This window comes from Nocardia mexicana NBRC 108244 (genome assembly GCF_001613165.1).
Taxonomy (GTDB): Bacteria; Actinomycetota; Actinomycetes; order Mycobacteriales; family Mycobacteriaceae; genus Nocardia; species Nocardia mexicana.
In genome coordinates, this window is sequence record NZ_BDBV01000021.1 from 44,839 (window position 1) to 70,465 (window position 25,627).

At 68.3% G+C, this 25,627-nt stretch carries 23 protein-coding genes and 1 tRNA gene; 11 read left to right on the forward strand and 13 right to left on the reverse strand.

Features of this window, described 5'->3' with window-relative positions; all coding sequences use genetic code 11:
• Positions 1–40: 40 nt before the first annotated feature.
• Both NM1_RS07750 and NM1_RS07755 read left to right on the forward strand, forming a co-directional pair.
• Entirely contained in the window at positions 41–676 is a 636-nt protein-coding gene (locus NM1_RS07750; protein ID WP_068015758.1) for an SRPBCC family protein, read from the forward strand.
• The gene (locus NM1_RS07755) at positions 673–2,277 is read left to right on the forward strand and encodes a flavin-containing monooxygenase (RefSeq protein ID WP_068015760.1); all 1,605 of its coding nucleotides are present in this window, start codon (positions 673–675) and stop codon (positions 2,275–2,277) included. Before NM1_RS07750 ends, NM1_RS07755 begins: the two co-directional genes overlap by 4 nt.
• Before the next feature lie 236 nt (positions 2,278–2,513).
• Here NM1_RS07755 and NM1_RS42010 read toward each other — a convergent pair whose 3' ends face one another.
• Together NM1_RS42010 and NM1_RS07760 are read right to left on the reverse strand one after the other, a co-directional pair.
• Positions 2,514–2,684, reverse strand: coding sequence for a maleylpyruvate isomerase mycothiol-dependent enzyme family protein (locus tag NM1_RS42010; RefSeq protein WP_157123867.1), 171 nt, complete (start codon positions 2,682–2,684; stop codon positions 2,514–2,516).
• Between the two features lie 95 nt (positions 2,685–2,779).
• Positions 2,780–2,852 (reverse strand) — tRNA-Asn (locus NM1_RS07760).
• 555 nt (positions 2,853–3,407) lie between these two features.
• Here NM1_RS07760 and NM1_RS07765 point away from each other — a divergent pair.
• The 3 genes from NM1_RS07765 to NM1_RS07775 all read left to right on the forward strand — a co-directional run bounded on the left by NM1_RS07765 (position 3,408) and on the right by NM1_RS07775 (position 5,774).
• Positions 3,408–3,746 carry a hypothetical protein gene (locus NM1_RS07765; protein ID WP_068015763.1) on the forward strand — a complete coding sequence of 113 codons (339 nt, stop codon included), beginning with the start codon at positions 3,408–3,410 and terminating at the stop codon, positions 3,744–3,746.
• Positions 3,747–3,903: 157 nt separating this feature from the next.
• Positions 3,904–4,560: a response regulator transcription factor gene (locus NM1_RS43525; RefSeq protein WP_068016217.1), complete on the forward strand. Its 657-nt coding sequence runs from the start codon at positions 3,904–3,906 to the stop codon at positions 4,558–4,560.
• 62 nt (positions 4,561–4,622) lie between these two features.
• Positions 4,623–5,774 (forward strand): sensor histidine kinase, encoded by a 1,152-nt coding sequence (locus NM1_RS07775; protein WP_255286177.1) that lies wholly within the window; start codon positions 4,623–4,625, stop codon positions 5,772–5,774.
• 72 nt (positions 5,775–5,846) lie between these two features.
• Here NM1_RS07775 and NM1_RS42015 read toward each other — a convergent pair whose 3' ends face one another.
• From NM1_RS42015 to NM1_RS07790, 3 genes are all read right to left on the reverse strand, one after another.
• Complete coding sequence (locus NM1_RS42015) at positions 5,847–6,173, reverse strand: hypothetical protein (RefSeq protein ID WP_147288855.1); 327 nt, start codon at positions 6,171–6,173, stop codon at positions 5,847–5,849.
• A 107-nt stretch (positions 6,174–6,280) separates the two neighbouring features.
• Positions 6,281–6,673, reverse strand: coding sequence for a hemophore-related protein (locus tag NM1_RS07785; RefSeq protein WP_068015769.1), 393 nt, complete (start codon positions 6,671–6,673; stop codon positions 6,281–6,283).
• A 179-nt stretch (positions 6,674–6,852) separates the two neighbouring features.
• A complete protein-coding gene (locus NM1_RS07790) occupies positions 6,853–8,016 on the reverse strand; it encodes a DUF5925 domain-containing protein (protein ID WP_068015772.1) in 1,164 nt (387 codons plus the stop codon).
• A gap of 190 nt (positions 8,017–8,206) precedes the next feature.
• Here NM1_RS07790 and NM1_RS07795 point away from each other — a divergent pair, with 190 nt between their 5' ends.
• Positions 8,207–9,865: a cutinase family protein gene (locus NM1_RS07795; protein WP_068015775.1), complete on the forward strand. Its 1,659-nt coding sequence runs from the start codon at positions 8,207–8,209 to the stop codon at positions 9,863–9,865.
• A 294-nt stretch (positions 9,866–10,159) separates the two neighbouring features.
• Here the strand turns inward: NM1_RS07795 and NM1_RS07800 are convergent, their stop codons facing one another.
• Positions 10,160–11,842 (reverse strand): ABC-F family ATP-binding cassette domain-containing protein, encoded by a 1,683-nt coding sequence (locus tag NM1_RS07800; protein ID WP_068015778.1) that lies wholly within the window; start codon positions 11,840–11,842, stop codon positions 10,160–10,162.
• 65 nt (positions 11,843–11,907) lie between these two features.
• Positions 11,908–12,339 (reverse strand): AbfB domain-containing protein, encoded by a 432-nt coding sequence (locus tag NM1_RS07805; RefSeq protein ID WP_068015781.1) that lies wholly within the window; start codon positions 12,337–12,339, stop codon positions 11,908–11,910.
• Positions 12,340–12,606: 267 nt separating this feature from the next.
• On the opposite strand from NM1_RS07805, the gene NM1_RS07810 reads away from it, so the two are divergent.
• Positions 12,607–13,152 carry a DUF8020 domain-containing protein gene (locus tag NM1_RS07810; RefSeq protein WP_068016223.1) on the forward strand — a complete coding sequence of 182 codons (546 nt, stop codon included), beginning with the start codon at positions 12,607–12,609 and terminating at the stop codon, positions 13,150–13,152.
• 266 nt (positions 13,153–13,418) lie between these two features.
• Here the strand turns inward: NM1_RS07810 and NM1_RS07815 are convergent, their stop codons facing one another.
• Positions 13,419–14,261, reverse strand: coding sequence for an SDR family NAD(P)-dependent oxidoreductase (locus NM1_RS07815; protein ID WP_068015784.1), 843 nt, complete (start codon positions 14,259–14,261; stop codon positions 13,419–13,421).
• Positions 14,262–14,384: 123 nt separating this feature from the next.
• On the opposite strand from NM1_RS07815, the gene NM1_RS07820 reads away from it, so the two are divergent.
• From NM1_RS07820 to NM1_RS07830, 3 genes are all read left to right on the forward strand, one after another.
• A complete protein-coding gene (locus NM1_RS07820; protein ID WP_068015786.1) occupies positions 14,385–15,026 on the forward strand; it encodes a TetR/AcrR family transcriptional regulator in 642 nt (213 codons plus the stop codon).
• Between the two features lie 125 nt (positions 15,027–15,151).
• Positions 15,152–15,925 carry a cyclase family protein gene (locus NM1_RS07825; RefSeq protein ID WP_068016228.1) on the forward strand — a complete coding sequence of 258 codons (774 nt, stop codon included), beginning with the start codon at positions 15,152–15,154 and terminating at the stop codon, positions 15,923–15,925.
• A 222-nt stretch (positions 15,926–16,147) separates the two neighbouring features.
• A complete protein-coding gene (locus tag NM1_RS07830) occupies positions 16,148–17,344 on the forward strand; it encodes a hypothetical protein (RefSeq protein ID WP_147288854.1) in 1,197 nt (398 codons plus the stop codon).
• 23 nt (positions 17,345–17,367) lie between these two features.
• Here NM1_RS07830 and NM1_RS07835 read toward each other — a convergent pair whose 3' ends face one another.
• The 5 genes from NM1_RS07835 to NM1_RS07855 all read right to left on the reverse strand — a co-directional run bounded on the left by NM1_RS07835 (position 17,368) and on the right by NM1_RS07855 (position 21,552).
• On the reverse strand, positions 17,368–17,766 hold the full coding sequence (locus tag NM1_RS07835) for a hypothetical protein (protein WP_068015793.1): 399 nt from the start codon (positions 17,764–17,766) through the stop codon (positions 17,368–17,370).
• Between the two features lie 160 nt (positions 17,767–17,926).
• Complete coding sequence (locus NM1_RS07840) at positions 17,927–18,781, reverse strand: lysophospholipid acyltransferase family protein (protein ID WP_068015795.1); 855 nt, start codon at positions 18,779–18,781, stop codon at positions 17,927–17,929.
• A gap of 264 nt (positions 18,782–19,045) precedes the next feature.
• Positions 19,046–19,666 carry an MBL fold metallo-hydrolase gene (locus NM1_RS07845; RefSeq protein ID WP_068015798.1) on the reverse strand — a complete coding sequence of 207 codons (621 nt, stop codon included), beginning with the start codon at positions 19,664–19,666 and terminating at the stop codon, positions 19,046–19,048.
• On the reverse strand, positions 19,663–20,745 hold the full coding sequence (locus tag NM1_RS07850; protein ID WP_068015801.1) for an S-(hydroxymethyl)mycothiol dehydrogenase: 1,083 nt from the start codon (positions 20,743–20,745) through the stop codon (positions 19,663–19,665). Before NM1_RS07850 ends, NM1_RS07845 begins: the two co-directional genes overlap by 4 nt.
• 246 nt (positions 20,746–20,991) lie before the next feature.
• Positions 20,992–21,552, reverse strand: coding sequence for a DJ-1/PfpI family protein (locus NM1_RS07855; protein WP_068016229.1), 561 nt, complete (start codon positions 21,550–21,552; stop codon positions 20,992–20,994).
• 310 nt (positions 21,553–21,862) lie between these two features.
• Between NM1_RS07855 and car the strand changes: the two genes are divergently transcribed.
• Positions 21,863–25,357: a carboxylic acid reductase gene (gene car / locus NM1_RS07860; RefSeq protein WP_068016232.1), complete on the forward strand. Its 3,495-nt coding sequence runs from the start codon at positions 21,863–21,865 to the stop codon at positions 25,355–25,357.
• Positions 25,358–25,627 lie beyond the last annotated feature (270 nt).

Here is a 25,627-nt window from a genome sequence, read left to right on the forward strand (position 1 = left end):
TCGCCGAATAGCCATGATTCCCAATGGGATTGGATGAACAATGAGTATTACTTCGTTCCTGCACACGCAACACAGCGCATCACGATCGGCGATCGACGACACCCTGTTCGACACCGCAGCACTGGTGTTCACCATCGAGAAGACCTTCGATGCGCCGGTACACGCGGTGTGGACCGCGATCGACGACGAACATGCCTGGAAATGGCTGCCTTTCCCCGGCACCGGGGTGAAGTACGACTCGCCCGCGCGTGGCGTAGGGATGGTGCGTGAAATGGGTTCGCCGTTCGGGGTGTTCCGCGTCCTGTGGGTCGAGCGGGAGAAGTTCTGGCGGTACGAACCGAATCAGCGCATCACCTTCGGTGTGGTGAGCGGGAATTGGATGCAGTACCTGCTGGTGCGCCAATACGGCGAGGACAAGACCTTCGCCGATCTCGGTGACGGCCGGACCAAGGTCGTGTGGACGATCGCGGTCACTCCGCGGCTGCCGCTGCGCTTCTCCACCTGGTTCCCGCCGGTATGGAAGGCCGCCTACCGGCTCTTCGGGATCGGGCCACTGTTTCAGCGCCGCGTCGACGAGATCGTGCGCACCACCAAACCGCCACTGCGGTCGATGAATACCAAGGGAATCGCCGCGGCCGAGCCGGGCAAACAGCGAGCCGAGGAAGGCACCAGATGATCAGCAACAATGGTACGGGTGCCCGACGCATCGGCCCGCTGGAACAGCCGCAACACGAAGTCCTCATTATCGGAGCCGGGATCGGAGGCATCTGCGCGGGAATCAAGCTGCAGGAGCGGGGCGTCGAGGACTTTCTGATCGTCGACCGCAATGCCGGCGCCGGCGGTGTCTGGTACTCGCACGACTACCCGGACGCCGGCTGCGACCTGCCGTCGATGGCCTACCAGTTCTCCTTCGCCCCGAAGCCCGACTGGGATCGCTTCTTCGCCAAACGAGATCAAATCCTCGCCTACATCCAGGAAGTAGCCGCCGACCATGGCCTTCCGGCGAAGATGCGCTTCAACGTCGAGGTCGTCAAGGAGGCATGGGACGACGACGTTCATCTGTGGCGCGTGCATCTCGCGAACGGTGAGGTGCTCACCGCACGGTTTGTGATCAGCGCGGTCGGGATCTACATCAACGCCAAGGACAAGCCCGACATCCCCGGCCTGGACTCATTTCAGGGCAAGGTCATGCACACCGCGCATTGGGATCACGAGTACGACTTCACCGACAAGCGGGTCGCCATGATCGGCGTCGGCGCGAGCACGATGCAGATCGCGCCGCAACTGTCCCCACAGGTTCGACATCTCGACCTCTACCAGCGCACACCCCAGATCTATTTGCCCAAACCCGACTTTCCGATGCCGCGGTGGGGACAGCAGCTACTTGCGACACCGGGTGTGGTGCCGGCTGCGTTGCGGATCGTGTACGCGATCGCCGACATCGCGATCGGTTTCGCGGTACACGCGCCGGAGACCCTGTGGCGCAAGGGGGCTGCCGTCATCGATTTCGTCGGCCATCGCGCCTACAACGCCTGGCTGTTCGCCAACGTCCGCGACAAGAAGACCCGCGACAAGCTCCGAGTCGATTTCGGAGTCGTCTGCGTTCGAGGTGGTTTGGCGGGCCGCTATCTCACCAACCTCAACCGCGCGAACGTCGATCTCATCACCACTCCGATCGCGGAGATCACGCCCGAGGGCATCCGGACAACCGACGGCACCGACCGCGCCATCGATGTGCTCATTCTCGCAACGGGCTACGAGGTGTTCTCGGACCCGGAGAGCTATCGTCCTGGAGTCGTCACCGGTCGCGACGGGTTCGACCTCGGCGAATTCTTCAACAAGGAAACACTGAAGGCGTACATGAGCACCTCGGTCGCCGGACTCCCCAACCGATTCATCATGGTCGGCCCGTATTCGTGGACCGGAGGAGCCTCGTTCTTCGCCGTCCTCGAAACCGCAGTGGCCCACATCGTCACGGTCATCGACGAAACCAGACGGCGTGGAGCCAATATTGTCGAAGCGCGCGCCGAAGCACAGGAACGCTTTCATCAAGACATGTTGACCAGCGGCCGGAATCTCAGCTACTACCTCGTCACCCGTTGCAGCGGGTCGAACAGCTATTTCGTCAACTCCCAGAACGAATCTCCGTACATCCGCCCGTGGACTTTCCGTAAAGCGAACCGCCAGGCCACGCGCTTCGATCGCGACGACTATCACTATCGGGTCGCGGTGAACGCCACAGCGCAGCCGGTCGCCGCTGAGGCGAGTCTGTCCTAGTCCGACAATTACGCCAGTCCGCCTTTCTGGGTCAGGCCGCAGGGCGGCCACGCAGGAGATCCACACCGGAGCCTTCGAGGTTGGCGAGAGCCGCCGAGCGCCCCGCCACGGCCAGGATGATCGCCTCACCGGGACCTCGCACGGTAGGACCCTCATCGCGTTGCCAATCGACATCCGTGGCGGCGAAACGCAATCCGCGTAGGTGTCGAGCAGGCCGCAGAAGGGTTCGGGATGGTTCAGATCGTCGCCAGGTGCTCGGACGGGATCGAGCGCGCGAGCCCGAGCGGTCGGCGGATGTCCTGGTGATGAATCAATGTGTCCGCCAAGACGATTAGCGGTGCTATCCGGGAACCCACACCACCGCCGATTGTGGAATCGAACGCGGCGAGCAGGGCCGGGATGGTCATATCCAATCTTTGGGGTTTTCTTGGATCAGGGTCCAATCCGTGGACCAAACGAATGAAGCCCCTGACCAGACTCCCTGGTCAGAGGCTTATTCTTGCTCCCCCAACTGGACTCGAACCAGTAACCTGCCGATTAACAGTCGGCTGCTCTGCCAATTGAGCTATAGGGGACTATCTGGTGGGCTGCCCTTCGGGGCGGCCGAGGAAAAACTTTAGCGTATCCATGGTCGGGCACCCAAATCGGGGGTCTACCAGCGGATATAGCTTCGAGGGTAGTGGGGGTGGCGGCTGTGGTCCATGGGGTGAGGCTGCAACAACTTGCCGCTGTATGGCGGCACATTGCGTGTCGTGACAAGGATTGTCAGCGGGTGGTGGCTGTGGCGGCGGGGTTGGCGCTCGTGTTGCTGAGGTGGAGGCGTTCGGCTGGTCGACGGCTGCGGTATCGACATCTGGCGTCGGCGCTGGTGGATGCCTGAACATGGAGAGTTCCGGATTGATACTCGTTGCAGCTCAAGGGGATTCCGCGATGCGGGCGTAGGCGGCTCGGGGGTCGTGCGGGCGGCTCCCGCCCCCGCGTGTCGATGATCACCGACGACCGAAACTTACTTCTGGTGGGAATACCACCAACGTCCACTTGTGTGCCACACTGAACGTGCCGTTAAATAACGGTACATAGAACGGGTTGAGCCGCTTCCAGTCAGAGGTGGCGCGAAGGACGGAAGAACAATGGCCGACAATGCACATTCGAACACCCGCCGGATCCTTACCGGGCTGCTCGCCGCCGGTGCGATCGCGATCGTTCCGGTCGTGGCGACGCCCGGCGTCGCCGACGCCGCGCCGGGGAACAGCGGCAGCCGCGGCGCCAGCCACGACTCGTCGTCGTCCGATCGCGGTAACAGCGGACGGACCAGCAATTCGGGCTACAACCGCGGCCGCGACAACCAGCTCCGCTGGGGTGGTGAGCGCTCGCGCGGCAACAACGCGTCCGAGCGCAACGGCCGTACGCACGGTGAGAGCGATTGGTTCGTGTGCCGGTCCCACGCCACGTCGTGCGGCCAGCAGTAATCCGAGTCGACGGCGGGAGGGCGGTCCGGCGGCGGCGTCGCCGGACCTACGGACTCTCGCGGGATGAGACAGAGCCGCTCGTAGGCATGGGCCGCGAGCGGGATATTGCCGGTTTCCTCACAGGGACCTAACAGCCTCGCCGGGCAGGATGGGCGGGGTGCGGGTTCTGGTGGTCGAGGACGAGCGGTTGCTGGCCGATGCGATCGGCGCGGGACTGCGGCGCTATGCGATGGCGGTGGACGTCGTCTACGACGGGGGCGCGGCGCTGGAACGTGTGGGGGTCAACGATTACGACGTGGTGGTCCTGGACAGGGATCTCCCGGTACTGGGCGGGGACGAGGTGTGCACCGAGGTCGTGCACACCGGCGGTGAGACGCGAATTCTGATGCTGACAGCGGCGACCGCGGTGCCCGACCGTGTGGCGGGCCTCGGGCTGGGCGCCGACGACTATCTGACCAAGCCGTTCGCATTCGCCGAACTGGTGGCGCGGATCCAGGCGCTCGGGCGGCGGGCGCGACCGGCGACGCCGCCGATCCTGGAGCGATCCGGCGTCCGAATGGATCTGCACCGGCGCGCGGTAACCCGCGAGGATGCGCCGGTGATGTTGTCGCGCAAGGAATTCGCCGTTCTGGCAGAGTTGTTGCGGGCGGACGGGGGAGTGGTGTCGGCCGAGCAGCTGCTGGAGAAGGCATGGGACGAGAACATCGATCCGTTCACCGGGGTGGTCCGGTACACGATCATGATGCTGCGCCGGAAGCTGGGCGATCCGGAGCTGATCGCGACCGAGCCGGGCGTGGGGTATCGCCTGCGCTGACGCGGCTGCTGCGCCCGACGGTCCGGCTGCGGCTCACCCTGCTGTACGCGGGCGCCTTCTTCCTGGCGGGCGCGGTGCTGATCGGGGTCATGTACTTCTCCCTGGAGCAGTGGCTCGGGCGTCGGCCGGGCGCGCAGTTCATCGTGCGCGAATATCTCGACGAGCCGCAGTTCCGCGTCCGGATGGGTGCGGCGGACCAGCTGGCCTCCGCGGTCGCCGCCCAAGCCGAGGCCGACCGGCGCGCCACCCTGCACGCGATGCTGGCCTGGTCGCTGGGCGCGCTCGCCGCCGTCGGCGTGGTGGCGACCGGATTCGGGTGGCTGCTGGCCGGCCGGGCGCTGGCCCCGCTGCAGCAGATCACGTCGACCGTGCGGCGGGTGGCCGACGACAGCCTGCACGAACGCATCGCGCTCGACGGACCGCGCGACGAAATCACCGATCTCGCAGACACTTTCGATGCGATGCTGGAGCGCCTGGACCGCGCCTTCGACAGCCAGCGCCGCTTCGTCGCCAACGCCTCGCACGAACTCCGCACCCCCCTGACGATCAACCGGACCCTGCTCGAGGTCGCGCTGGATCGGCCCGACGCACCGGAATCGATGCGGCAGCTGGGCGCCACGCTGCTGGAGGTGAACGGGCGGCACGAACGCCTCATCGACGGACTGCTGGTGCTGGCGAGCAGCGAGCAGCGGCTGACCGAGCAGCGGCGCGCCGACCTGGCCGAGATCGTTCGGCACGTCCACGGCGCGTCCCTGCCGACGGCGGAGGTGGCCGGGGTGGACGTGCGCACCGACCTGAGGCCGGCGCCTGTCGTGGGCGATCCGGTGCTGCTGGAACGGTTGGTGCACAACCTGATCGACAATGCCGTCCGCTACAACCACGAGGGCGGCTGGGTCGCCGTCCGCACCGAGGCCGCCGACGACCGCTGCCGGGTCGTGGTCGAGAACACCGGTCCGGAGGTGCCCGAGTACGACATCGACGGGCTGTTCGAGCCGTTCCGCCGCCTCACGACCACCACCCGCCGCGCCGATGCCTCGATATCGCGCGGCGCCGGGCTGGGGTTGTCGATCGTGCGCTCGGTGGCGCACGCCCACGGCGGGGAGGTGACCGCCGAGGCTCGGCCGGGCGGTGGCTTGCGGGTAACCGTCGTATTACCTACTGCCACAGCCGAATCCGACGCGCCGTCCACCGGTGCTCTCGCGCAGCATCGATGAGGTTCGCGGGCGTGGTCCCGACCCCTGCGGGGAGCGAAGAAGATAGCGGCGCGGACCGGGGCGGCCTGCGGGTCACCGTCGATCTGCCCAGCGCGGCAGCCGAATCCGGCGCGTTGCCGAACGACGTTCTCGCACAGCAACACTGACCGCGCCGTCGGCGTCGTCGGAGGTGCCGGGCCGGAAGAAGGCCGCGGCGATCACGGCCGCACCGGCGATCAATGCCGCGACGATCACGGTCGTGGGGGTCGTTGTCGAGGCCGCCGCTACCACTCGTGATTCCGGCGAGCTGTACGACCCGCCCTGCCATACGGCAGCCTTCGGCGACATCGCATCGACCTCCGGAACGGCGGCGAGACAACACCATCCGATGGCCGTGCCCAGCATTCCGAACACCGTCAATGCGGCCGAGACTCCTCGGCGTGCGTGGTCTACCGGGTAGCTGCCGCGGCGCCCGAAAGTCGTGCCCGCGGAACGCCTCCCGCGGGCACGACCTCGGTTCGGCCAGGTCAGTAGCCGTGGCACGTATCGGCGACCACGCGCATCTGCCGCGGCATGTCGGCGAATCGCGGATCGTCGTCGCGGAAGATGACCCGGCCCGGGCCCTCGTGCAACTCCGGTCCGCCCTGGCCGCGCTCCCGGATGATGACCTTGCGCTGCTCGGGCGGTATGGAGAGCATGTGCTGGAACTTCGCGCGGTGGTCGGGGTGCTCGTCCAGGTAGGTGGCGAACCCGGGGGCGTGGTCGCGCATCGCCGCCTCCACCTGCGCGGCGGAGCAGGTGGAGTCGGCCAGCGGATGCCGCTCACCCGGCTGCGCCGACGCCGTGCCCGACGCCACCGCCACTCCTGCGAACGCTACCGCCACTAACGTCGCCACCTGCGCGAACTTGGTTACCGACATATTCGTCCCTTCCTCGGATGGTCCGGCCACCTGCGAACGGGTGGCTCGGCGCCCAGTCCACCAGCGGGACCGTTTGCCGGGCGTTAGGGCGCTGTGCGACAAGGGAATCGACCATCCCGGCACCCGGTTGGGAGCGGGGCGAAGGGTGCCGTGACCCATCGGATCACGGCACCCTTCCACTACAGGTAGCCCCCGCTGCCCTGCGGAGGCCCCGGCGGCAGCGCCTGGATGCGGGAGTGCTCGTCACGCGCCGCGATCAGTTCCGCCAGCGTCATGCCGTCGGGTCCGACAGCGGGCCGCGGCCGGTCGCCGAGTTCGCGCTCGAGCCATGCGGCCGCCTCGGCGTTCGACAACCGGCCGACCTCCAGCTGCGCCAAGCAGCGGCCGGGCCGGACCACCGCCGGGTGCAGCCGGGACAGGTTCTCGTTGGTGGTGATCGCCACCAGCACGTCGCGGCCCTGCCCGAGCATGCCGTCGGTGAGATTGAGCAGTCGCGAAAGCCCTTGGCCGGTCGACTCTTTCGCCGATCCGCGAATTAGCTCGTCGCAGTCCTCGAGCACCAGCAGCCGCCAGCGGCGCTTGCTCTCGTCGTAGGTGTCCACGCCGATGGCCACTTCCATCAGGTAGCCGGGGTTGGCGAAGAGCACCTCGGGGTCGAGCACGCAGTCCACCTGGCACCAGTCCGCCCATTCGCGCGACAGCGCACGCAGCGCCGACGTCTTGCCGGTGCCCGGCGGGCCGTGCAGCAACAGCAGCCGCCCGCGCACCTCGTCGGGCCGCATGGCCATCAGCTGCCGCATCGCCGCGCCGACCTGGGCGCCGTAGTTCCCGTCGATCTCGGCCCAGGCGGCGGCGGTGATGGTGCGCTCGCGCCGCTGCGGACCGTGAGATCCGATGTGCCAGAAGCCCATCGAGACCTGGCTCGCGTCGGATTCCGGTTCGACGGTGGCATCCTTCGTGCATACCTCGACGACCTCGCGGGCCAGCTCCTCGGTGACCGCGCTGACGTTCAGCACGGCGGTGCCGTTGGTGCGGCGCACCACGCGCAGCGTCCAGCCGTCGCCGACCGACAGCGTGGCGCGGGTCCCATCCTCGTCGCTGGTGCGCAGCACCCGCGCGTCGTCGGGCCGCAGCGGCGCGTCCGGCTTCAGGTGTTCGATGTCGACCGAGACGGCGTGCGGCTGTTCGCCGCTGAGATAGGCGGCGACGCCGAGCGCGTCGATGATGTCGCGGGCCGAATCGGAGTCGTCGATGTTCATCACCCACGAGGGCGCCGCGGCCGTGGCGGCCGCGGGCTCCTCGCGACCGATCAGCCTGAGGCGTTCCTGTGGGGTAGAAGTCATTTCGACGATGATCCGGGTAATTCGGGTATCGGTCCACCTATTTTCGATCTTCGCGAAAGTTCGATGTGATCTTCCCCGCGCAACCGACCGACCAGTAACGCTCGCCGCCCCGGCGGCGACGTTCCCCGTGACACATGCCCGTCGGGGGGCTTGTCCGTCCATTTGTCAGAACCGGAATGGGGATAAGGACATGGCTCTTCGCGAGTTCCTTGCGCGCCATCGCATAGCTTCCGCCGTCGCCGCACCCGCGGCGCTGGGAGTAGCGGCGATCGTCGCGGCGTCTTTTGCGCTGACGTCGACGCCGCAAACCAGGGATACGCAGCTCACCTCGTCGGTCACGGAATGCCACGACATGGTGACCATCTCGGTCGCCGGTCGCGGCGACACTCCGGTCGCGGGGACCACGAAACTGCTGGTAGACGCCAACGGCAACGAGTTGCCCGCCGCGCTGTCGGGAGACCACAGCAGCGAATGGGTGGACCCGGTCGTGAACGCGCCGGCCGGTGCCGTGGATCCGGGTTCGTACGCCGCGGTGTACATCGCGTATCCCGCGAATATGGCGACCTACGAAGACGCGGTCACCACGGGTGTCGCGAATACCGAGCGGGTGATGCGGGAGATCACGCAGGCGTGCCCCGACACCAAGTTCTCGATCGTCGGCTACAGCGAGGGCGCGGACGTCGTCCGCCGGGTCGCGATGAATGTCGGACACCAAGAGGCGGGCGCCGACGGGAAATACGGAATCGTCGATCCGGCCGATGTCGTCGGCGTCGTCATTCTCGCCGATGCCGGGCGCAGCGCGGGCGACGGCCCGTTCCCCGGTGCGAAGGATCCGTTCGCCAATCCGGACGGTTTCGATCAGCGCTATCAGAACGGCGTGAAACCGGTGTCGGGGCAGGGTGCGCTGCCGGGTACCAGCGGTGACTTCGGCGCGCTGAACGGCAAGATCGCGTCGTTCTGCTCCGACGGCGACCTCACCTGCGCCGCGCCGCAGAACATCTCGCTGCTGCAGCTGGCGGTCAACGTCGGTCGCCAGCTGAACGTCGACGCCCTCGAACGCGAGGGGCTGACTCCGGCGACCGGACAGGACGTCGCCGTCGTGCTCGGCCGGATCGCCCTGGCGGCGTTCGCGGACATTCAGTCGCAACCCAATTGGATGCAGAGCAACGAGACCTTCCTCGAGGTCCTGCTGCGGGTGTCGGATCCGGCCTACAAGCCGGGACAGGCGCCGAAGACACCGGCGAAGGCGGATTCGATTGCGGCGGGCGATATGTCGCCGCTGGCGTACCTGCCGCAGAAGGTGTTCAACGAGATCATCGGGCTGATCGTGACGAACCAGAACACCATTCCGGTGATCATGAGCGACCCGTATCAGCTCACCCTCGGCCCGAACCACAGCGGCCACCATTTCGACTACTGGAAGGACGCCGATCCCGCCGGTGGCAAGCCGCTGACCTCGGCCGAGTATGCGGCCGCCTGGCTCACCCACCTGGCGAAGCAGGCGCAGGCGGGCGAGCCCGTCGACACCACCGCCAAGCCGGAGGCCGCGGATCTCGCCGCCGCGTACAAGGCCGCGGAGACGTCGACGGCGGCGAAATCCACCGCGACGACGAGTACTTCGGCCAAGCCCACGACCTCGTCGAGCACGAGTGCCTCGCAGACCGGCAGCGCAACGTCGACCACCGCGCCGACGAGTTCGGCACCGAGCACGACGACGCCGCCGACGGTGACCACCCCGCCGGACCGCACGCAGGTTGCCGCGCCCGCGACGACCACGCAATCGTCCACCGCGACAACGGAATCCGCCACGGGAACCACCCCAGCGCCGAGCACGACGGCGTCGAAGTAGGGCATCGGGCCGGGCGCGCTCCGATCAGCCGAGATCCCCGCCCTCACGGCCTAGGGGCCGTGAGGGCGGGGAGTTGGTATGTGCGTGGCGCAGGCAGGGAAAAGATGTGCGTGGCGTAGACAGGGGAAAGGTGTGCGTGGCGTAGACAGGGAAAGATGTGCGTGGCGCAGGCAGGGAAAGATGTGCGTGGCGCAGGCAGGGAAAGATGTGCGTGGCGTAGACAGGGAAAGGTGTTCCCGGCGCACGCGGGGGAAGATCGTGCCGGAAGACCGGTGGGCCGGGCAGGGAAAGGGGTCAGCGTGAGCGCACGACGCGGGATTCGTCCCACACCGGGGCGTCGCTCTCGTACACCACACCGTCCGACCCGAACACCAGGAAGCGATCGAAGCCGCGGGCGAACCACCGATCATGGGTCACCGTGAGGACGCTGCCCTCGAATTCGGCGATGCCCTGCTCCAGTGCCTCGGCGGAATGCAGGTCCAGGTTGTCGGTCGGCTCGTCCAGCAAAAGCATGGTGACACCGGACAATTCGAGCAGCAGCACCTGCAGCCGGGCCTGCTGCCCGCCGGACAGATCGTCGTAGCGCTGCTCCGCGGCGCGGGCCAGCCCGTACCGGTCCAGCACCCGGCTCGCGTCCTCCCGGCCCATGCCGTCGCGGCGCTCGGTGCCGAGATGCAGGATCTCGAGCAGCGTGCGGCCCGAAAGGTCCGGCCGGGCATGGGTTTGCGCGAAGTACCCCGGACGCACCCGGGCGCCGAGCGCGGCGACGCCGGTATGCGGCACCGGCGCGAGTCCCAGGCCGTCGCCCGGGAGGTGACCGGTGTCGGGATCCGTGCCACCCGCCGCCAGCAGCCGCAGAAAGTGCGATTTGCCGGATCCGTTGGCCCCCAACACCGCAACGCGGTCGCCATACCAGATCTCGGCGTCGAACGGCCGCATCAGGCCGGTGAGCTCGAGCCGCGTGCACACCAGCGCCCGCTTGCCGGTCCGCCCGCCGCGAATCCGCACGGAGACGTGCTGGCGCAGCGGAACCTCCTGCGGCGGACCGGCCGCCTCGAACTTGGCCAGCCTGGTCTGCGCGGCGTGGTAGCGGGCCGCCATCCCGTCGTTGAACTTCGCCTTCTCCCGCAGGCGCAGCACCAGCGCACGCAGCTTGACGTGGTCTTCGTCCCAGCGCCGGCGCAGCTCCGCCAGACGGGAATTGCGATCCTCGCGGGCCTGGTGGTAGCTCGCGAAACCGCCGCCGTGGATCCATGCGCTCGCACCGTTGACGCCCGGTTCGAGCGTGACGATCCGGGTGGCCGCGTTCGCGATCAGTTCCCGGTCGTGGCTGACGAACAGCACGGACTTGTCCGATCCGGCGAGCGTGCGTTCCAGCCACTGCTTGCCGGGCACGTCCAGGTAGTTGTCCGGTTCGTCGAGCAGCAGCAGTTCGTCCGGCCCCGCGAACAACGCCTCCAGGACCAGGCGCTTCTGCTCGCCGCCGCTGAGCGCCCGCACCGAACGCCACTTGGCCCGGTCGAAGGGGATGCCGAGGGCCGCGGTGGTGACGCTGTCCCAGCCCGCCTCGATCTCGTACCCGCCGACGTCGGCCCAGTCGGCCAGGGCGTGCGCATAGGCCAGCTGGGTCGGTTCGTCGTCGCGTTCGATCAGCGCGTTCTCGGTGGCCTCGAGCGCCTGCGCGGCGGTCCGGACGGCGTCGGGGGCGACCGACAGCAGCAGGTCGCGGACCGTCGAATCGTCATCGATGCTGCCGATGAACTGCCGCATCACTCCCAGCGAGCCCGACCGCGTCACCGCGCCGCCGTCGGCGGCGAGATCACCGGCGACGATCCCGAGCAGCGTGGTCTTGCCGGTGCCGTTCGGCCCGATCAGCGCGGCCTTCACGCCCTCGCCGATCCGGAAACCCACGCCGTCGAGCAACTGCCGCCCGTCGGGGAGGAAGTAATCCAGATCAGCGATGTCGATGTGGGCCACGGGACGTCAGACAACCCCATCCGCCGGAAACATCGCAACCGAGTTTCCGGCGGAGCCCCGCGGGACTACAGGGTGACACGCTTGAACGTGGCATCCGCCGACAGTTTGGGTTGCTTGCTGTCCATGAACAGATGGAAGTCGCGATGCCGGATGAAGTGGCCCGGGAAGTTGATCGCCTCGTACGAGCGCCAGCCCGCCTCGGAGTCGCCCGTCAGGCCGCGCTTGCGACGGAACGTCGAGTCCTGGCGGAACTGGTTCGACTGGTTGTCGGGTTCGAGCACCATCCGGAAGTCCTTGTGCCGCAGCACCCGGTCGGGAAAGTTCTTCGAGCGGAAGCGGACCAGGGTGAAGCCGTCCCCATCCGTCCCGGCGAACTCCTCGTTCCAGGCGAAATCGTCCTCGAAGCCGGGCGTGTTCAGCTTCATCAGCTCGCCCTCGAAGTTTTGATGCCGGACGAAGAACTCGGGAAAGTTGAACGACTGTAAACGAATAGCCATGACAGGACCTTCTGGTGAGTGCGGGCCGTCGAGACGGCACCAGCCATACCCGCCGATTCAGTGTCCTCGCGCGGCTGTGACCTGCCACGAGTAGCCGGGTACTCGAAAATCCCGCGCGGCGCGCGCCGGACCGGCAGGTATGCCGATCGATCACAAGTTTCGGAAACCGACCGCTGCCCACGGTTTTTCGCGGGAGAATGGGGGCGGCCGAGATCCGGCCATGAGGGGATTATCGGCCGCGCCCGGCCGATGGAAGTGGGGAAGATCATGAGAGCCAATCGAATCGCCGCCACCGCGCTGCTCGCGATCGGAGTCACAGGGGTTACGGCCGGTGCGGTGCAGGCCGAGCCCGCACCGGCGGCCGAAGTGGGCATCAGCGGTGTCGAGCACGGCATCGGCTACGTCACCGCGGCGGCCCCGGGCGACAGCGGGGTGACCACCACCGTGGACGCCGGAGGTTTCGCGCTCACCCCCGACGGGCAGTCGGTGACCCTCACCGACGCCGTGGGCAACCAGGTCGTGACGCTGCCGCTGACGGTGCAGGCCGCGGGCGGAACCGTCGGTCTCACACCGCGAATCGATGCCGCCGGCCGCACCCTGACGCTGTCGCCGCAGGCCGCCGCCCCGCAGGTGGCGCAGCATATCGACGAGGCGGAAACCCTTGCGCGCAAGCAGCACAACGCGGTCGTCGGCGCCCTCGTCGGCGCGGGCATCGGCGCGGTGATCGGGTTCTTCCTCGGCGGAGTCGGTGCCCTGATCACGGTTCCGGTGGGCGCGGGCATCGGCGCGCTGATCGGTTTCTCCACACCGTGATTCGCTCCCGGCCCGCGCCGTGATGCCGCCCGCCGAGCGGATCCGGTAGCCGATTGCATTCGGCAACCGGATCTTTCGGCGGGTGCGGTATCGGCGATCGCGCCCGGAGCGATCTCGAGCCTCGTCCGGTAGTGGCGAGGCGATATCTTGGTGCCGTCGGCCGGATGCCGGTCGACGGCTTGGCTCGCGGCATCGGCGGTCGGCACCGTAGACAGCTCGGGCCGCCGCCGACAATCCCGAATGGGCCCGGGGCAGCGGTCCCGAAATCAGGCGCTGTGCACCGCATCTCCGCGCAGCAGCTCGGCAGTGATCGCCGCCAACCGGTCCGCGGCGCCCGGATCGAACGGCGCACCGTGCACGTCGACCGCGTTGTCCTGCATGAACGCGGACAGCGGAGCCGCGGGAGGATGGTCGAGGTGGCGCAGCAACCGGGGGAGCGCGGCATCCATCGGCTGAGCCCGCTCCCGCATCCCGGCAACGACTTCCGCGTCGGCGGCGTCGTAGTCGCCGGTGAAGCCCGACGCGGTCAGTCCCGGATGCAGTAGGACGTAGGCGATCCGGCTGTCCGGATGGCGCCTGGTGAACGAGACACCGAGCAGATCGCTGAGCTTCCCGCACTGATGCATGACGTCGTCGGGCCGGTACTCGCGGGCGAATTGCAGGTCGTCCCAGCGGATTCGGGACAGGTCGCCGCCGGGACCGGCCAGATCGAGCAGCACGGGTGCGTCCGCCCGCTCCAGACGGTCGGCGAGGCCGTGCCCGAGCAGGTACCGGCTCAGGTAGAACAGCGCGAAGTTGGCTTCGAAGCCCTCCGCGGTGACGAATCGGCGGGATCGGTAATACCGCGCGGCCAGCACCAGAATGTCGACGACCGGGTAAGTCGCGGCGATCCGATCGAGCACCCGCCGGTTCTCGGCGACCAGGCTCAGATCGGCTCGGAGAAATTCGAGGCGAGGGTCGGCGCCGAATTCGCGGGCGGCGTCGACGAGCGCCCGCCCCTTCTCCGGACTGCTGCCGATGGCGACAACCCGGTCCCCGCGGCGCAGGTAGGTCAGCGCGAGCGCCTTTCCCATGCCGTCGGTTCCACCGGAAATGACCACGGTCTTCACAAGTGTCTCCTCGTTCTCGACCCGGCAGGCATACCTGTCGGATTATTTATTTAGACTCGTGAGTCTAGTACGGACGAGGGCGGGAGACCAGACTCGGGAGTCCAAATTGCCTATGATGGGCAGATGAGCGCGGCGACCGGCACCTCCCCGACCCGACCGGCCCGGGGGCGCATCGACAAACAACAGGCCGTGCTGGCGGCGGCGTTCGCCGTCTTCGCCCGGGTCGGATACGCGCAGGCGCGGGTCGACGAGATCGCGGCCGAGGCCAAGGTCGCCAAGGCCACCGTCTACAACCACTTCGGCGATAAGGACACGCTGTTCCGTGAGGCGGTGCGCGCGCTGTCGGACAGTGCGCTCGCCGCGAACCTCGCCGCGGTGGAACGGCTCGAGCCGGCCGGAGGCGACGTGGCCGCGGCACTGCGCGACGTCGGAGTGCACCTGGCCGCCTGCTACTGCGCCGAGGATTCCCGCGCGCTGCGGCGACTGATCTGCGCCGAGGCCGCGCAATTCCCGGACCTGCTGGACGTTGTCGACGCCGTCTCGACCAGGGTCGTCCGGGCGCTGGCGGACCGGCTGGCCCGGCTCGCGCTGGCCGGTGCGCTGCGCCTCGACGATCCGGACATGGCGGCCGCGCAATTCGCCGCCCTGCTCAGCGGTCCCGCGGACGCACGGTCCCGGTTCGGCACCCGCGCGGTGCCGGAATCGGAATTGCGCACGATCACCGACGCGGCGGTCACGACATTCCTTGCGGCATACGCCCGTTGAGCGGACGGCCTCGATATCTGTCCGCCGCTCGCGGTGCCCTCGAGACGATGCGGGACGGCTGACCGGTCGCCGATGCCGGTGCGTATGCCATCATGGCGGGACGTCCGGAGACGGGAGGTCGGATCGTGCGCAGGCTCATCGATATCTCCGTGCCGCTGCAGGCCGGTATCGCGTCGGATCCGCCCGGGCTGCTGCCGGAGATCGACTACTACACCCATGCCGACACCGCCGCGGACGTCGTGTCCTTTTTCCCCGGGGCGAGTGTCGACGATCTGCCCGATCGCGAGGGATGGGCGGTCGAATGGGTGCGGATGACCACCCACAGCGGCACGCATCTGGATGCGCCGTACCACTATTCGGCGACCATGGACGGCGGGGTCCGGGCCATCACGATCGACGAGGTGCCCCTGGAGTGGTGCCTGCAACCGGCGGTGAAACTCGACTTCCGTCACCTGCCGGACGGCCACGTCGTCACCGCTGCCGAGGTGGAGGCCGAACTGGACCGCATCGGCCACGAATTGCGGCCGCTGGAAATCGTCGTGGTCAATACGGCGGCCGGTCGGCGCTACGGCGAGGACGACTACGTCTCGCGCGGATGCGGCATGGGCCGCGAGGCCACGCTGTATCTGCTCGAGCGCGGCGTGCGGCTCACCGGCACCGATGCGTGGAGTTGGGACGCGCCCTTCGTGCACACCGCCCGCCGGTTTGCCCGCGAGCACGACCCGTCGATCATCTGGGAGGGCCACCGCGCGGGCCGCGAAATCGGCTACTGCCATATAGAGAAGCTGCACAACTTGGAATCGCTGCCCGACAGCGGATTCCAGATCAGCTGTTTCCCGGTGAAAGTGCATGCCGCATCCGCCGGGTGGACGCGCGCCGTCGCCATCATGGACGAATAGCGGATATCCCGTAACTATCCGGACTCACCGGTATGCATGCATATCCCAGCGGGTATCGCCGTGGACAATAGCAATCGGGAAGTGATGGCGATGCGAGGTGCGCGGGCAACGGATTTGGATGGCCGGATCGGTGCGGCGGTGGAATGGCTTTACCGGCATCAGCGGCCGGATGGGCGCGACGGTGCGGGATGGGGATGGATATCGGATGTGCCGCCCAACCCGATGAGTACGGGGGAAGCGGTGTGCGCGCTCGCGCTGGCGGGCCGGGAGATACCGCGGGCGAAAGAGGTTGCGCTACTGATTCGCCGAATCGGCACCGGCGGTGAGGATTCGGAGCCACAGGCTCCCGTCGAGGCGGCGTGGCGGCTGCGGGCACTGCGGTGCCTGGGCGTCGCGGCGGACGATCCCGATGTGGTCATCTTCCGGCGTGCGCTGCTCGAGGCGCAGGACGCCGATACCGGCGGCTGGCCGATGACGGGCCGGGCCGGGCCGGTGTCGATCACCGCGACCGCCAATGCGATTGCGGCGCTGGGGACCTCGGCGCCGTCGGATCCGGCGGTGGCCGACGCCGTGCTCTGGGGCGCCGGGCGCCTGGTCTCCTCCATACTCGACCGGCCCTCCTCGCGCGCACAGCCGGTGTACGAATCCGGCTGTGTGGCAGCGACACTGGCACGAACAGAGGTGGCCGCCATCGGCGGGGACCGCTTCGTGCACGCGCGCGAGTTGGCTGTCTGCCGGTTGCTCACCGCGCTGCGGCGCGGCGGGATGCGCATCGAGGAGGAGTCGTTCCGGCGCGGGGGCGCGGCCGATACCTGGCGGCATCTCACGCTGCACGCGACGCTGGGCGCGCTGACCGCCGCCGATCCGCAGTCGGTGCGCGACCCGGTGGTGTTGCAGGCCCTGGCGGGCATGCTCGACCTGCAGGAGATGGAACCGCTGCATTCGCAGTACGGCGGATTCCGCACCTCGGCGGAGGGATACGTCACCTCGTCAGCGACCGCCCAGGCTCTGGAGGCGATGGTTCGCGCCCGGGCGCAGATGGGCGAAGACGACAGCACCACAACGATATTCGAGCCGATCGGCCGGATATTCCGGCACCGCCGCACCGAGACGCGGCAGCCGGCGGCGGGATGGCGGCGTGCGGCGGCGCTGGGGCGTGGCCGCGCCGGCGCCACCATCTGGGCCGCGAGCGGTTCGGCCGGGCTGACCATCTCGCTGATGGCCATGTTGCTCGCCGACCACCTGGGGCGAATCGGCAGCCGCGCGATGGTCGCCTGGGGCATGCTCTTCGTCGCGGTCGGCACGTACGAGGGGATCGCGACGCACCTGCCGCAGTTGTCGCGGCGACGGATAGCCGCCGCCGTCATCGGCACCTACTCGGCGGTGGTGTTGCCGGTGCTGGCCTTCCTGCTGACGTGATCGGGTGCGGCATCGCCGCCGAATCAGGGCCTGCTCTCGTCGGCGGCCCGATTGCGCCAGGCGGCAACGAGTTTCGCCCCCTGCTCGGCGGTGATGACGCTGTCGGCGATTCCGGCGGCGACCGCCTCCTGGACGCAGGCATCGGCCAGGCCCGGCATCGTCACCGAAACACCCTCCCGCGCAGGGGGTCCCGGATCCGGGCCGAGACCGGCGTAGCCGTATTCGACGTGCTGGGGGCGAATGGAGACCGTCGTCTCGTCGGCGTGGCCGAGCGGTGCGGTGGCCAGGCGCACGATCAGGTGCTCGGAGCCGAAATCCACCACCGTGCCGTGCGCGCCGTGGACGCAGCGCGGGTTGCCGCACGGCGCGTGCACGGTGACGGGATCGCCGATCCCGAGCTGCCAGCCGTAACGATCCAGCAAGGGATGCTCCCTCCTGTCACGCCGCGACGGAGGCAGCCGAGTGCGGCGTGGCCTGTCCGTTTCCTGTAGTGAACCACGACGTATCCGTGTGCCGCAGCGTTTCGCGGTGCGTAATCCCTTGGTGCGGAACAGTTCACAAGATCACCGCGCCGGGTAGGGGTCAGACCGGAACGAGGTCGGCCAGGCCCGACAGTGGCCCCGGCAGGCCCGCCAGATGCTTCTTGACCCCGGTCGCCACGGGATTGGGGGTCTCGGCCCGCAGCCGGTCCAGCTCGGTCTGCATGGTGTCGACGGTATCTCGGTAGCAGGCGTCGACCACATCGGGATTATCCGGATCGCCCGGCTCCGTCGACCAGTCCAGCGGCGGCAGGAAGCTGACCTGCACCGTGGCGGGCAGCGGGATCTGCGGCAGGATCGGAGCCACCCCGAACGGCACACCCACCGTGTAGGGAAAGACCTTGGCGCGCAGCAACTTGTTCAACTGCAGCAGCCGGGCGGTGCGCTCGCCGCGGCTGACGATGAAGATGGAATCGTGCCCGCCGTTGGCGACCGCGGGAATGACCGGGATCCCGAGTTCCAGTGCGAGCCTGACGAATCCCTTGCGACCGGCGAAGTCGATCTTGCCGCGGTCGGACCACGGGCGGCAGGCCTCCCAGTCGCCGCCCGGGTACACCATCACCGCGCCGCCGTCCTTCAGTCCGGCGGTGGCCGCCTCCCGGGATGCGGGGAGCACACCGAAGTCGCGCAGGCTGTCACCGAGAAATGGTGCGCGCAAAAGGATTTCGTGCGCGACGCCGTAGGTGGGCTCGTCCGGTCTGTGGTCCATCATCGCCATGAAGGTGATCCACACCTCGGGCGCCCAGTAGATCGACGAGTGGTTGCCGATGACCAGCGCCGGGCCGGAGGTCGGGAGATGTTCGACGCCGGTGACCGTCGGCGTGAAGTAGTTGACGTAGGCCCGCGCCAGGGGGAGCAGCGGGTGGTTCGGGTCCGGGATCTGCCGGGGGTTGCTCATGTGCCATCCTGTCTGTCGTGTCGCCGGTGGACGGCGGCACACGACGACCGGCCCGGCACCGAAATGGTGGCGAGCGGAACCGAATTGCCCCTTGGTCACATCCCCGTTGATATTCCCTGTTGGCCGCGCGTGCGCGAACCGGCACGGTGCATACGCATCGTCTGCCCGACCGATGCCGATCACCGTCCTCCTGCACTGCCGACGGTATCAAAACAAGCAAATGCTTGGTGATGAATGTGCGAAACCCAACATCGGCCGTAACCGTCAGTGGCCGCGCTTGATCCACTCCGTCAGGTGGGGGGCCTCGCCGCCGATGGTGGTGGAGTCGCCGTGGCCGGTGTGCACGACCGTGGCCGCGGGGAGTGTGAGGAGGCGGGTGCGGATGGACTCGATGATGGTGGGGAAGTGCGAATAGGAGCGCCCCGTGGCGCCCGGGCCGCCCGAGAAGAGGGTGTCGCCGGTGAAGACCACATCCTCGGCCGGCAGATACAGGCAGCAGCAGCCCGGTGCGTGCCCGGGCGTGTGCAGCACCCGGATCTCGGTGTCGCCGACCGGGATTCGCTGATCGTGGACTAGCGGACGGTAGTCGACGGTCGGATGCACGGCGCGCCAGAGCACGTTGTCGGCGGGGTGCAGCCAGATCGGCGCCCCGACCGCCGCCGCCACCTCCGGGGCGACGTTGATGTGGTCGTTGTGGGCGTGCGTGCAGACGACCGCGGTGACGGTCCGCCCGGCGACGGCGTCGAGTATCGGCGCGGGATCGTGGGCGGCGTCGATGATCACCGCCTCGTCGTCGGTGCCGACCACCCAGACGTTGTTGTCGACATCCCAGCTCCCGCCGTCCAATTCGAACTTCCCGGAGGTGACGACGCGCTGGATGTTCACAGCACCACCACCGAGCGCAGCACGTCGCCGTTGTGCATGGTGGTGAAGGACTGCTCCACCCCGTCGAGCAGAATGCGTTCGCTGACAAAGCGTTCCAGCGGCAGGCGGCCCTGGCGGTAGAGGTCCAGCAGCATCGGGAAGTCGCGCTCGGGCAGGCAGTCGCCGTACCACGAGGACTTCAGCGAGCCGCCGTGGGAGAAGAAGTCGATCAGCGGCATCTCGAGGCGCATGTCGGGGGTGGGGACGCCGACGAGCACCACGGTCCCGGCCAGGTCGCGCGCGTAGAAGGCCTGCTTCCAGGTCTCCGGGCGGCCGACCGCGTCGATCACCACGTCGGCGCCGAAGCCGTCGGTCAGTTCCTGGATGCGCTCGACGATATCGTCGCCGGATTCGAGCGTGTGGGTGGCGCCGAGTTCGGTGGCCCACTGCAGTTTTCGCGGATCCCGGTCGACGGCGATGATCGTGGTGGCCCCCGCCAGGCGCGCCCCGGCGATGGCCGCGTCACCGACGCCGCCGCAGCCGAGCACCGCCACCGAATCGCCGTAGCGCACGTTGCCGGTGTTGATGGCGGCGCCGAGCCCCGCCATCACACCGCAGCCGAGCAGCCCGGCCACCGCCGGGTCGGTCTCCGGATCGATGACGGTGCACTGGCCCTCGTGCACCAGCGTCTTGTCGGCGAAGGCGCCGATGCCGAGCGCGGGGGTCAGGACGGTGCCGTCGGCCAGCGTCATCGGGCGGCTCGCATTGTGGGTGCTGAAGCAGTACCACGGCTTTCCGCGCTTGCAGGCCCGGCAGGCGCCGCAGACGGCGCGCCAGTTCAGCAGCACATGATCGCCGGACTGCACGTGGGTGACCGCGTCGCCGACGGTCTCCACGACGCCCGCGGCCTCGTGGCCGAGCAGGAACGGGAACTCGTCGTTGATGCCGCCCTCGCGATAGGTCAGGTCGGTGTGGCAGACCCCGCACGCCAGCACCCGCACCACCACGTCGTGCGGACCCGGGTCGGGAATGACGATGTCGACGATCTCGACCGGCGCACCCTCGCTGCGGGCGACGACTCCGCGGACCTTCTGGGACATGGCACTCTCCTAACGCTGACACCGTCGTCGCACCGCGCCCCGGGGATCGCCCGGCTCGCCACGTGCGAACCCACCACACGGGATCGTAACCGCGGCTGTCGCACTCTCGTGCCGGGATGCGACAAGGCCCAGCGCACCGCCGGGTTTCCGACGACATCGGCGTCCAAACAGATGTGCTGCCTGTCCTGCCGCCGTCCGGACGCGGCTGCCGACCCCGCGGCGTGCGCCGCTGTTGTTCGCGCTCCGCTAGGCGGGCGCCGCGGCGCGCAGCACCTCGAGGAATGCCCGCATCCACTGCGGGTGGTCGGGCCAGGCGCGGCCGGTGACGATCCGGCCGTCGACATGGTCCGGGCTGTCCACCCACCGGCCGCCCGCCGCGGCGATATCGGGTTCGAGTTGCGGGTAGGCGCTGCAGCTGCGGTCGCGCAGGGCGCCGATCGCGGCGAGGATCAGCGGGCCGTGGCACAGCGCGGCGATGGGCTTGCCCGCGTCGACGAAGTGCTGGGCCAGGAGCTGGCAGTCCTTGTTGCCGCGCAGGTATTCCGGTGCGCGGCCGCCCGGAATCACCAGTGCCGCATAGCGTTCCGGATCGACCTCGGCGAATGCCAGGTCGGCGGGCCAGGTTCGGCCGGGCTTCTCGGTGTAGGTGTCGAAGCCCGGCGCGAAATCGTGCACGACGAACTGCAACTGCTTGCGGGACGGAGCGGCGATATCGACCTCGTAGCCCTCCTCCAGCAGGCGTTGATACGGATACATGACCTCGAGATCCTCGGCGGCGTCCCCGGTGATCACAAGCACCTTCGTCATGGCGCTCACCTCCGGATCGATCGTAGCGAAATCGGCGGTGGGTTCGAGCCTTTCCGGCGCACCTCCGATACCGTGTGCGAGCCGGGCAAACTGCACAAAAGGCCCAGCGTGACGTACGCCTCAATCGTCTCTAGCTCGATGGATGGCGCGGCGCGGCGTGACCTGCTTGACACTGTGGCGGGAGCGGGACGACCGTAGAGATGCTTAGTGCAAGCAACTATTTCTGAGGGCGGGACGCGGAGTCCCGCATGCATCGACTGTCGGGTTTCTGTCGGACTATTCGGAGAGGTCGGGGATGGACATCTTGGGGATGGAGGTCGAGGAAGCGGATGCGGAACTGGTACGTCGGGCTACCGACCTGATCGAGCACGACGCACAGATTCGCGCCGCACTCCCGAGCGATGCGGTGGGCGAGGCCGTGCAGCGGCCGGATATGCCGTTGGCGCAGGTGGTGGCGACGATCATGGAGGGCTACGCCGATCGTCCCGCGCTCGGCGGGCGCGCGGTCGAGTTCGTCGCCGACGACACCGGTCTCAGGTACAGCCGGTTGCTGCCCCGGTTCGACACCGTCACCTACGGTGAGCTGTGGCAGCGGGTGCGCGCGCTCACCGCCGCGTGGCACCATGATTCCGAACAACCCACGCGGGCAGGCGATTTCGTCGCGATTCTCGGTTTCACCAGCATCGATTACACGACCGTGGATCTGGCCTGCACCTGCCTGGGCGCCGTCTCCGTGCCGCTGCAGGCCGGTGCGTCGCTGGCGCAACTGACGCCGATCGTCATGGAGACCGAGCCGCGCGTGCTCGCCGCCGATGTCGAACAGCTCGATGCCGCAGTCGATTTGGCGCTTGCCGCCGACTCGGTGCGCTCGCTGATCGTATTCGACTACTACGCCGAGGACGACGGCCACCGCGCCGCGCTCGAGTCCGCTCGTGATCGGTTGGCGGACAGCACGGTTCGCGTCGAGACCCTCGACGCGGTATTCGCCGCCGGGCGCGAGCTCCCGGCGGCGCCGCTGCACACCGGCGGCGGCGAGGACGATGTGTCGCTGCTCATCTACACCTCCGGAAGTACCGGTACTCCCAAGGGCGCCATCTATCCCGAGCGGCTGGTCGCGCGGATGTGGCGCACCGGGCCGATGCCTGCCATCGGCCTCAGTTACATGCCGATGAGCCACATCGCCGGCCGGGCCTCGCTGACGACCTGCCTGGCCTCCGGCGGCACCGTGTACTTCGCCGCGCGCAGCGATATGTCGACGCTGTTCGAGGACATCGCGCTGGCGCGCCCGACGCTACTGTTCTTCGTTCCGCGCGTGTGCGACATGGTTTTCCAGCGTTTCCGCAGCGAGGTGGACCGTACGGTCGCGGCGGGGACCGATCCTGCGACGGCCGAGCGTGAGGTGAAAGCCGAACTGCGCGAACACTTCCTGGGCGGCCGCTTCCTCATCGCGCTGTGCGGCAGCGCGCCGCTGTCGGCCGAGATGCGCACCTTCATGGAGTCGGTGCTCGAGCTGACGATCCTCGACGGCTACGGCGCCACGGAGACCGGCGGCGGCGTGCTGCTCAACAATCAGCTGCAGCGCCCGCCGGTCATCGACTACAAGCTGGTGGACGTCCCCGAACTGGGGTACTTCGGCACCGACAAGCCTTATCCGCGTGGTGAATTGGTGATCAAGGCGGAGACGCTGGTGCCCGGCTACTACAAGCGGCCGGAGCTGAATGCGGAGATCTTCGACGCCGACGGCTTCTACCGGACCGGCGACGTCATGGCCGAGATCGAGCCGGACCGGCTGATCTACGTCGATCGCCGCAACAATGTGCTCAAGTTGTCGCAGGGCGAGTTCGTGGCGGTGTCGAAGCTGGAGGCCGTCTACACCTCGAGCCCGCTGATCCGCCAGATCTACGCCTACGGCTCCAGCGAGCGCGCCTACCTGCTGGCGGTGATCGTGCCGACCGCCGACGCCGTGGCCGCGCATCCGGACGTCGCCGACCTGAAGGAGGCCATAGGGGAGTCGCTGCAGCAGGTCGCTCGGGACGCGCAACTGAATTCCTACGAGATCCCGCGCGATTTCCTGCTGGAGACCGAGCCGTTCAGCATGGACAACGGACTGCTGTCGGGAATCGGAAAACTGCTGCGGCCCAAGCTGAAGGACCGCTACGGCGCGCAACTCGAGCAGCGCTACGACGAACTCGACCGCGAACAGCAGGACGAACTGCACGCGCTGCGCGGCGCCGCGGTGGACCTGCCGGTGCTGGAGACGGTGGGCCGGGCGGCGCGGGCCCTGCTCGGCTGCGCGACGACCGAGCTGCGGCCGGACGCCCACTTCGCAGACCTGGGCGGTGATTCGCTGTCGGCGCTGTCGCTGTCGACCCTGCTGCAGGAGATCTTCGGCGTCGAGGTGCCGGTAGGCGTGATCCACAGCCCGGCCACCGATCTGCGGCGGCTGGCCGAGTACATCGAATCCGAGCAGCGGTCCGGCGGACAGCGGCCCACGGCCGCGTCCGTGCACGGCGGCGACGGCGAAATCCGGGCCGCGGACCTGACATTGGACAAGTTCATCGATGCGGTCACGCTGGCGGCCGCGGCGGATCTGCCCCGCGCGCCGCACCCGCCGCGCACGGTGCTGCTGACCGGTGCCAACGGCTATCTCGGCCGGTTCCTGTGCCTGGAATGGCTGGAGCGCCTGCACGATTCGGGCGGGACATTGATCTGCGTGGTCCGCGGCAACGATGCGGCCGCGGCGCGCGAGCGGCTGGACGAGGTGTTCGACAGCGGCGATCCGGAGCTGCTGCGGCGCTACCGAGAGCTGGCCGAGGGCACGCTTGAAGTACTGTCCGGTGATATCGGCGAGCCGAATTTCGGTGTGGGCGAGGATGTTTGGCGGCGCCTGACGGAGTCGGTCGACCTGATCGTGCATCCGGCCGCACTGGTGAACCACGTGCTGCCCTACGACCAGTTGTTCGGCCCTAACGTGGTCGGCACCGCCGAGGTGATCCGGCTGGCCCTGACCGCGCGGCTGAAGCCGGTGACCTACCTGTCGACGGTGGGGGTGGCCGATCAGGTGGATCCGGAGGTGTTCACCGAGGACGGGGACATTCGGGAGATCAGCGCCGTGCGGGCGCTGGGCGACGGGTACGCCAACGGGTACGGCAACAGCAAGTGGGCCGGTGAGGTGCTGCTGCGCGAGGCATACGACTGGTGCGGGCTGCCGGTGGCGGTGTTCCGGTCGGACATGATCCTCGCGCACAGCCGCTATGCGGGACAGTTCAATCTGCCCGACATGTTCACCCGGCTGCTGCTCAGCGTGCTGGCGACGGGCGTGGCGCCGAAGTCGTTCTACGAGACCGACGCCGAGGGCAATCGGCAGCGCTCGCACTACGACGGTCTGCCCGCGGACTTCACCGCCGAGGCCATCACCACCCTCGGCGCGCAGGCGGGCACGGGCTACGAGACGTTCGACGTGCTCAATCCGCACGACGACGGCCTGTCGCTGGACGAGTTCGTGGACTGGCTGGTGGCCGCCGGGCATCCGATCGAGCGCATCGACGACTACGCGGAATGGTTGTCGCGCTTCGAGACTGCGCTGCGCGCCCTGCCCGAGCACCAGCGCCGCCATTCGGTGCTGCCGCTGCTGCACGCCTACGGCCGTCCCGGCGCCCCGATGCTCGGCGCCGCACTCCCGGCCAAGAAGTTCCAGGCCGCGGTGCAGCACGCGAAGGTCGGTGCGGCCGCGGACATCCCGCACCTCGGCCCCGAACTGATCGAGAAATACGCCGACGACCTCCGCCTGCGAAACCTGCTGTAGGCACACGAACTTGCCCCCGCACAACGACGTTCGGGGGTAACTGCGGGCAGTGGGCTGCCCACAGTGCGGTCGGCCCGCCCCGGCGATCCCGGGGCGGGACCACCGTCCCCGGCGAAAAGCGTGCCGGGGTATGAGGTGTGGCGTGTGCCGGAGGGTGTGGCGTGTGTCGGGGTATGGGGTGTGGCGTGTGCCGGAGGGTGTGGCGTGTGCCGGGGAAGGGATGTGGCGTGCGCCGAGGATGAGGGGCGGCGCCGCCATTTATTTCCCGGC

What these genes read in the sequence shown, in the direction of transcription:
- NM1_RS07750 (WP_068015758.1), top strand. Translation starts at nt 41, where the DNA reads ATGAGTATTACTTCGTTCCTGCACACGCAACACAGCGCATCACGATCG.
- NM1_RS07755 (WP_068015760.1), top strand. Translation starts at nt 673, where the DNA reads ATGATCAGCAACAATGGTACGGGTGCCCGACGCATCGGCCCGCTGGAA.
- NM1_RS42010 (WP_157123867.1), bottom strand. Translation starts at nt 2,684, where the DNA reads ATGACCATCCCGGCCCTGCTCGCCGCGTTCGATTCCACAATCGGCGGT.
- NM1_RS07765 (WP_068015763.1), top strand. Translation starts at nt 3,408, where the DNA reads ATGGCCGACAATGCACATTCGAACACCCGCCGGATCCTTACCGGGCTG.
- NM1_RS07785 (WP_068015769.1), bottom strand. Translation starts at nt 6,673, where the DNA reads ATGTCGGTAACCAAGTTCGCGCAGGTGGCGACGTTAGTGGCGGTAGCG.
- NM1_RS07790 (WP_068015772.1), bottom strand. Translation starts at nt 8,016, where the DNA reads ATGACTTCTACCCCACAGGAACGCCTCAGGCTGATCGGTCGCGAGGAG.
- NM1_RS07795 (WP_068015775.1), top strand. Translation starts at nt 8,207, where the DNA reads ATGGCTCTTCGCGAGTTCCTTGCGCGCCATCGCATAGCTTCCGCCGTC.
- NM1_RS07805 (WP_068015781.1), bottom strand. Translation starts at nt 12,339, where the DNA reads ATGGCTATTCGTTTACAGTCGTTCAACTTTCCCGAGTTCTTCGTCCGG.
- NM1_RS07810 (WP_068016223.1), top strand. Translation starts at nt 12,607, where the DNA reads ATGAGAGCCAATCGAATCGCCGCCACCGCGCTGCTCGCGATCGGAGTC.
- NM1_RS07820 (WP_068015786.1), top strand. Translation starts at nt 14,385, where the DNA reads ATGAGCGCGGCGACCGGCACCTCCCCGACCCGACCGGCCCGGGGGCGC.
- NM1_RS07830 (WP_147288854.1), top strand. Translation starts at nt 16,148, where the DNA reads ATGAGTACGGGGGAAGCGGTGTGCGCGCTCGCGCTGGCGGGCCGGGAG.
- NM1_RS07840 (WP_068015795.1), bottom strand. Translation starts at nt 18,781, where the DNA reads ATGAGCAACCCCCGGCAGATCCCGGACCCGAACCACCCGCTGCTCCCC.
- NM1_RS07850 (WP_068015801.1), bottom strand. Translation starts at nt 20,745, where the DNA reads ATGTCCCAGAAGGTCCGCGGAGTCGTCGCCCGCAGCGAGGGTGCGCCG.
- NM1_RS07855 (WP_068016229.1), bottom strand. Translation starts at nt 21,552, where the DNA reads ATGACGAAGGTGCTTGTGATCACCGGGGACGCCGCCGAGGATCTCGAG.
- car (WP_068016232.1), top strand. Translation starts at nt 21,863, where the DNA reads ATGGAGGTCGAGGAAGCGGATGCGGAACTGGTACGTCGGGCTACCGAC.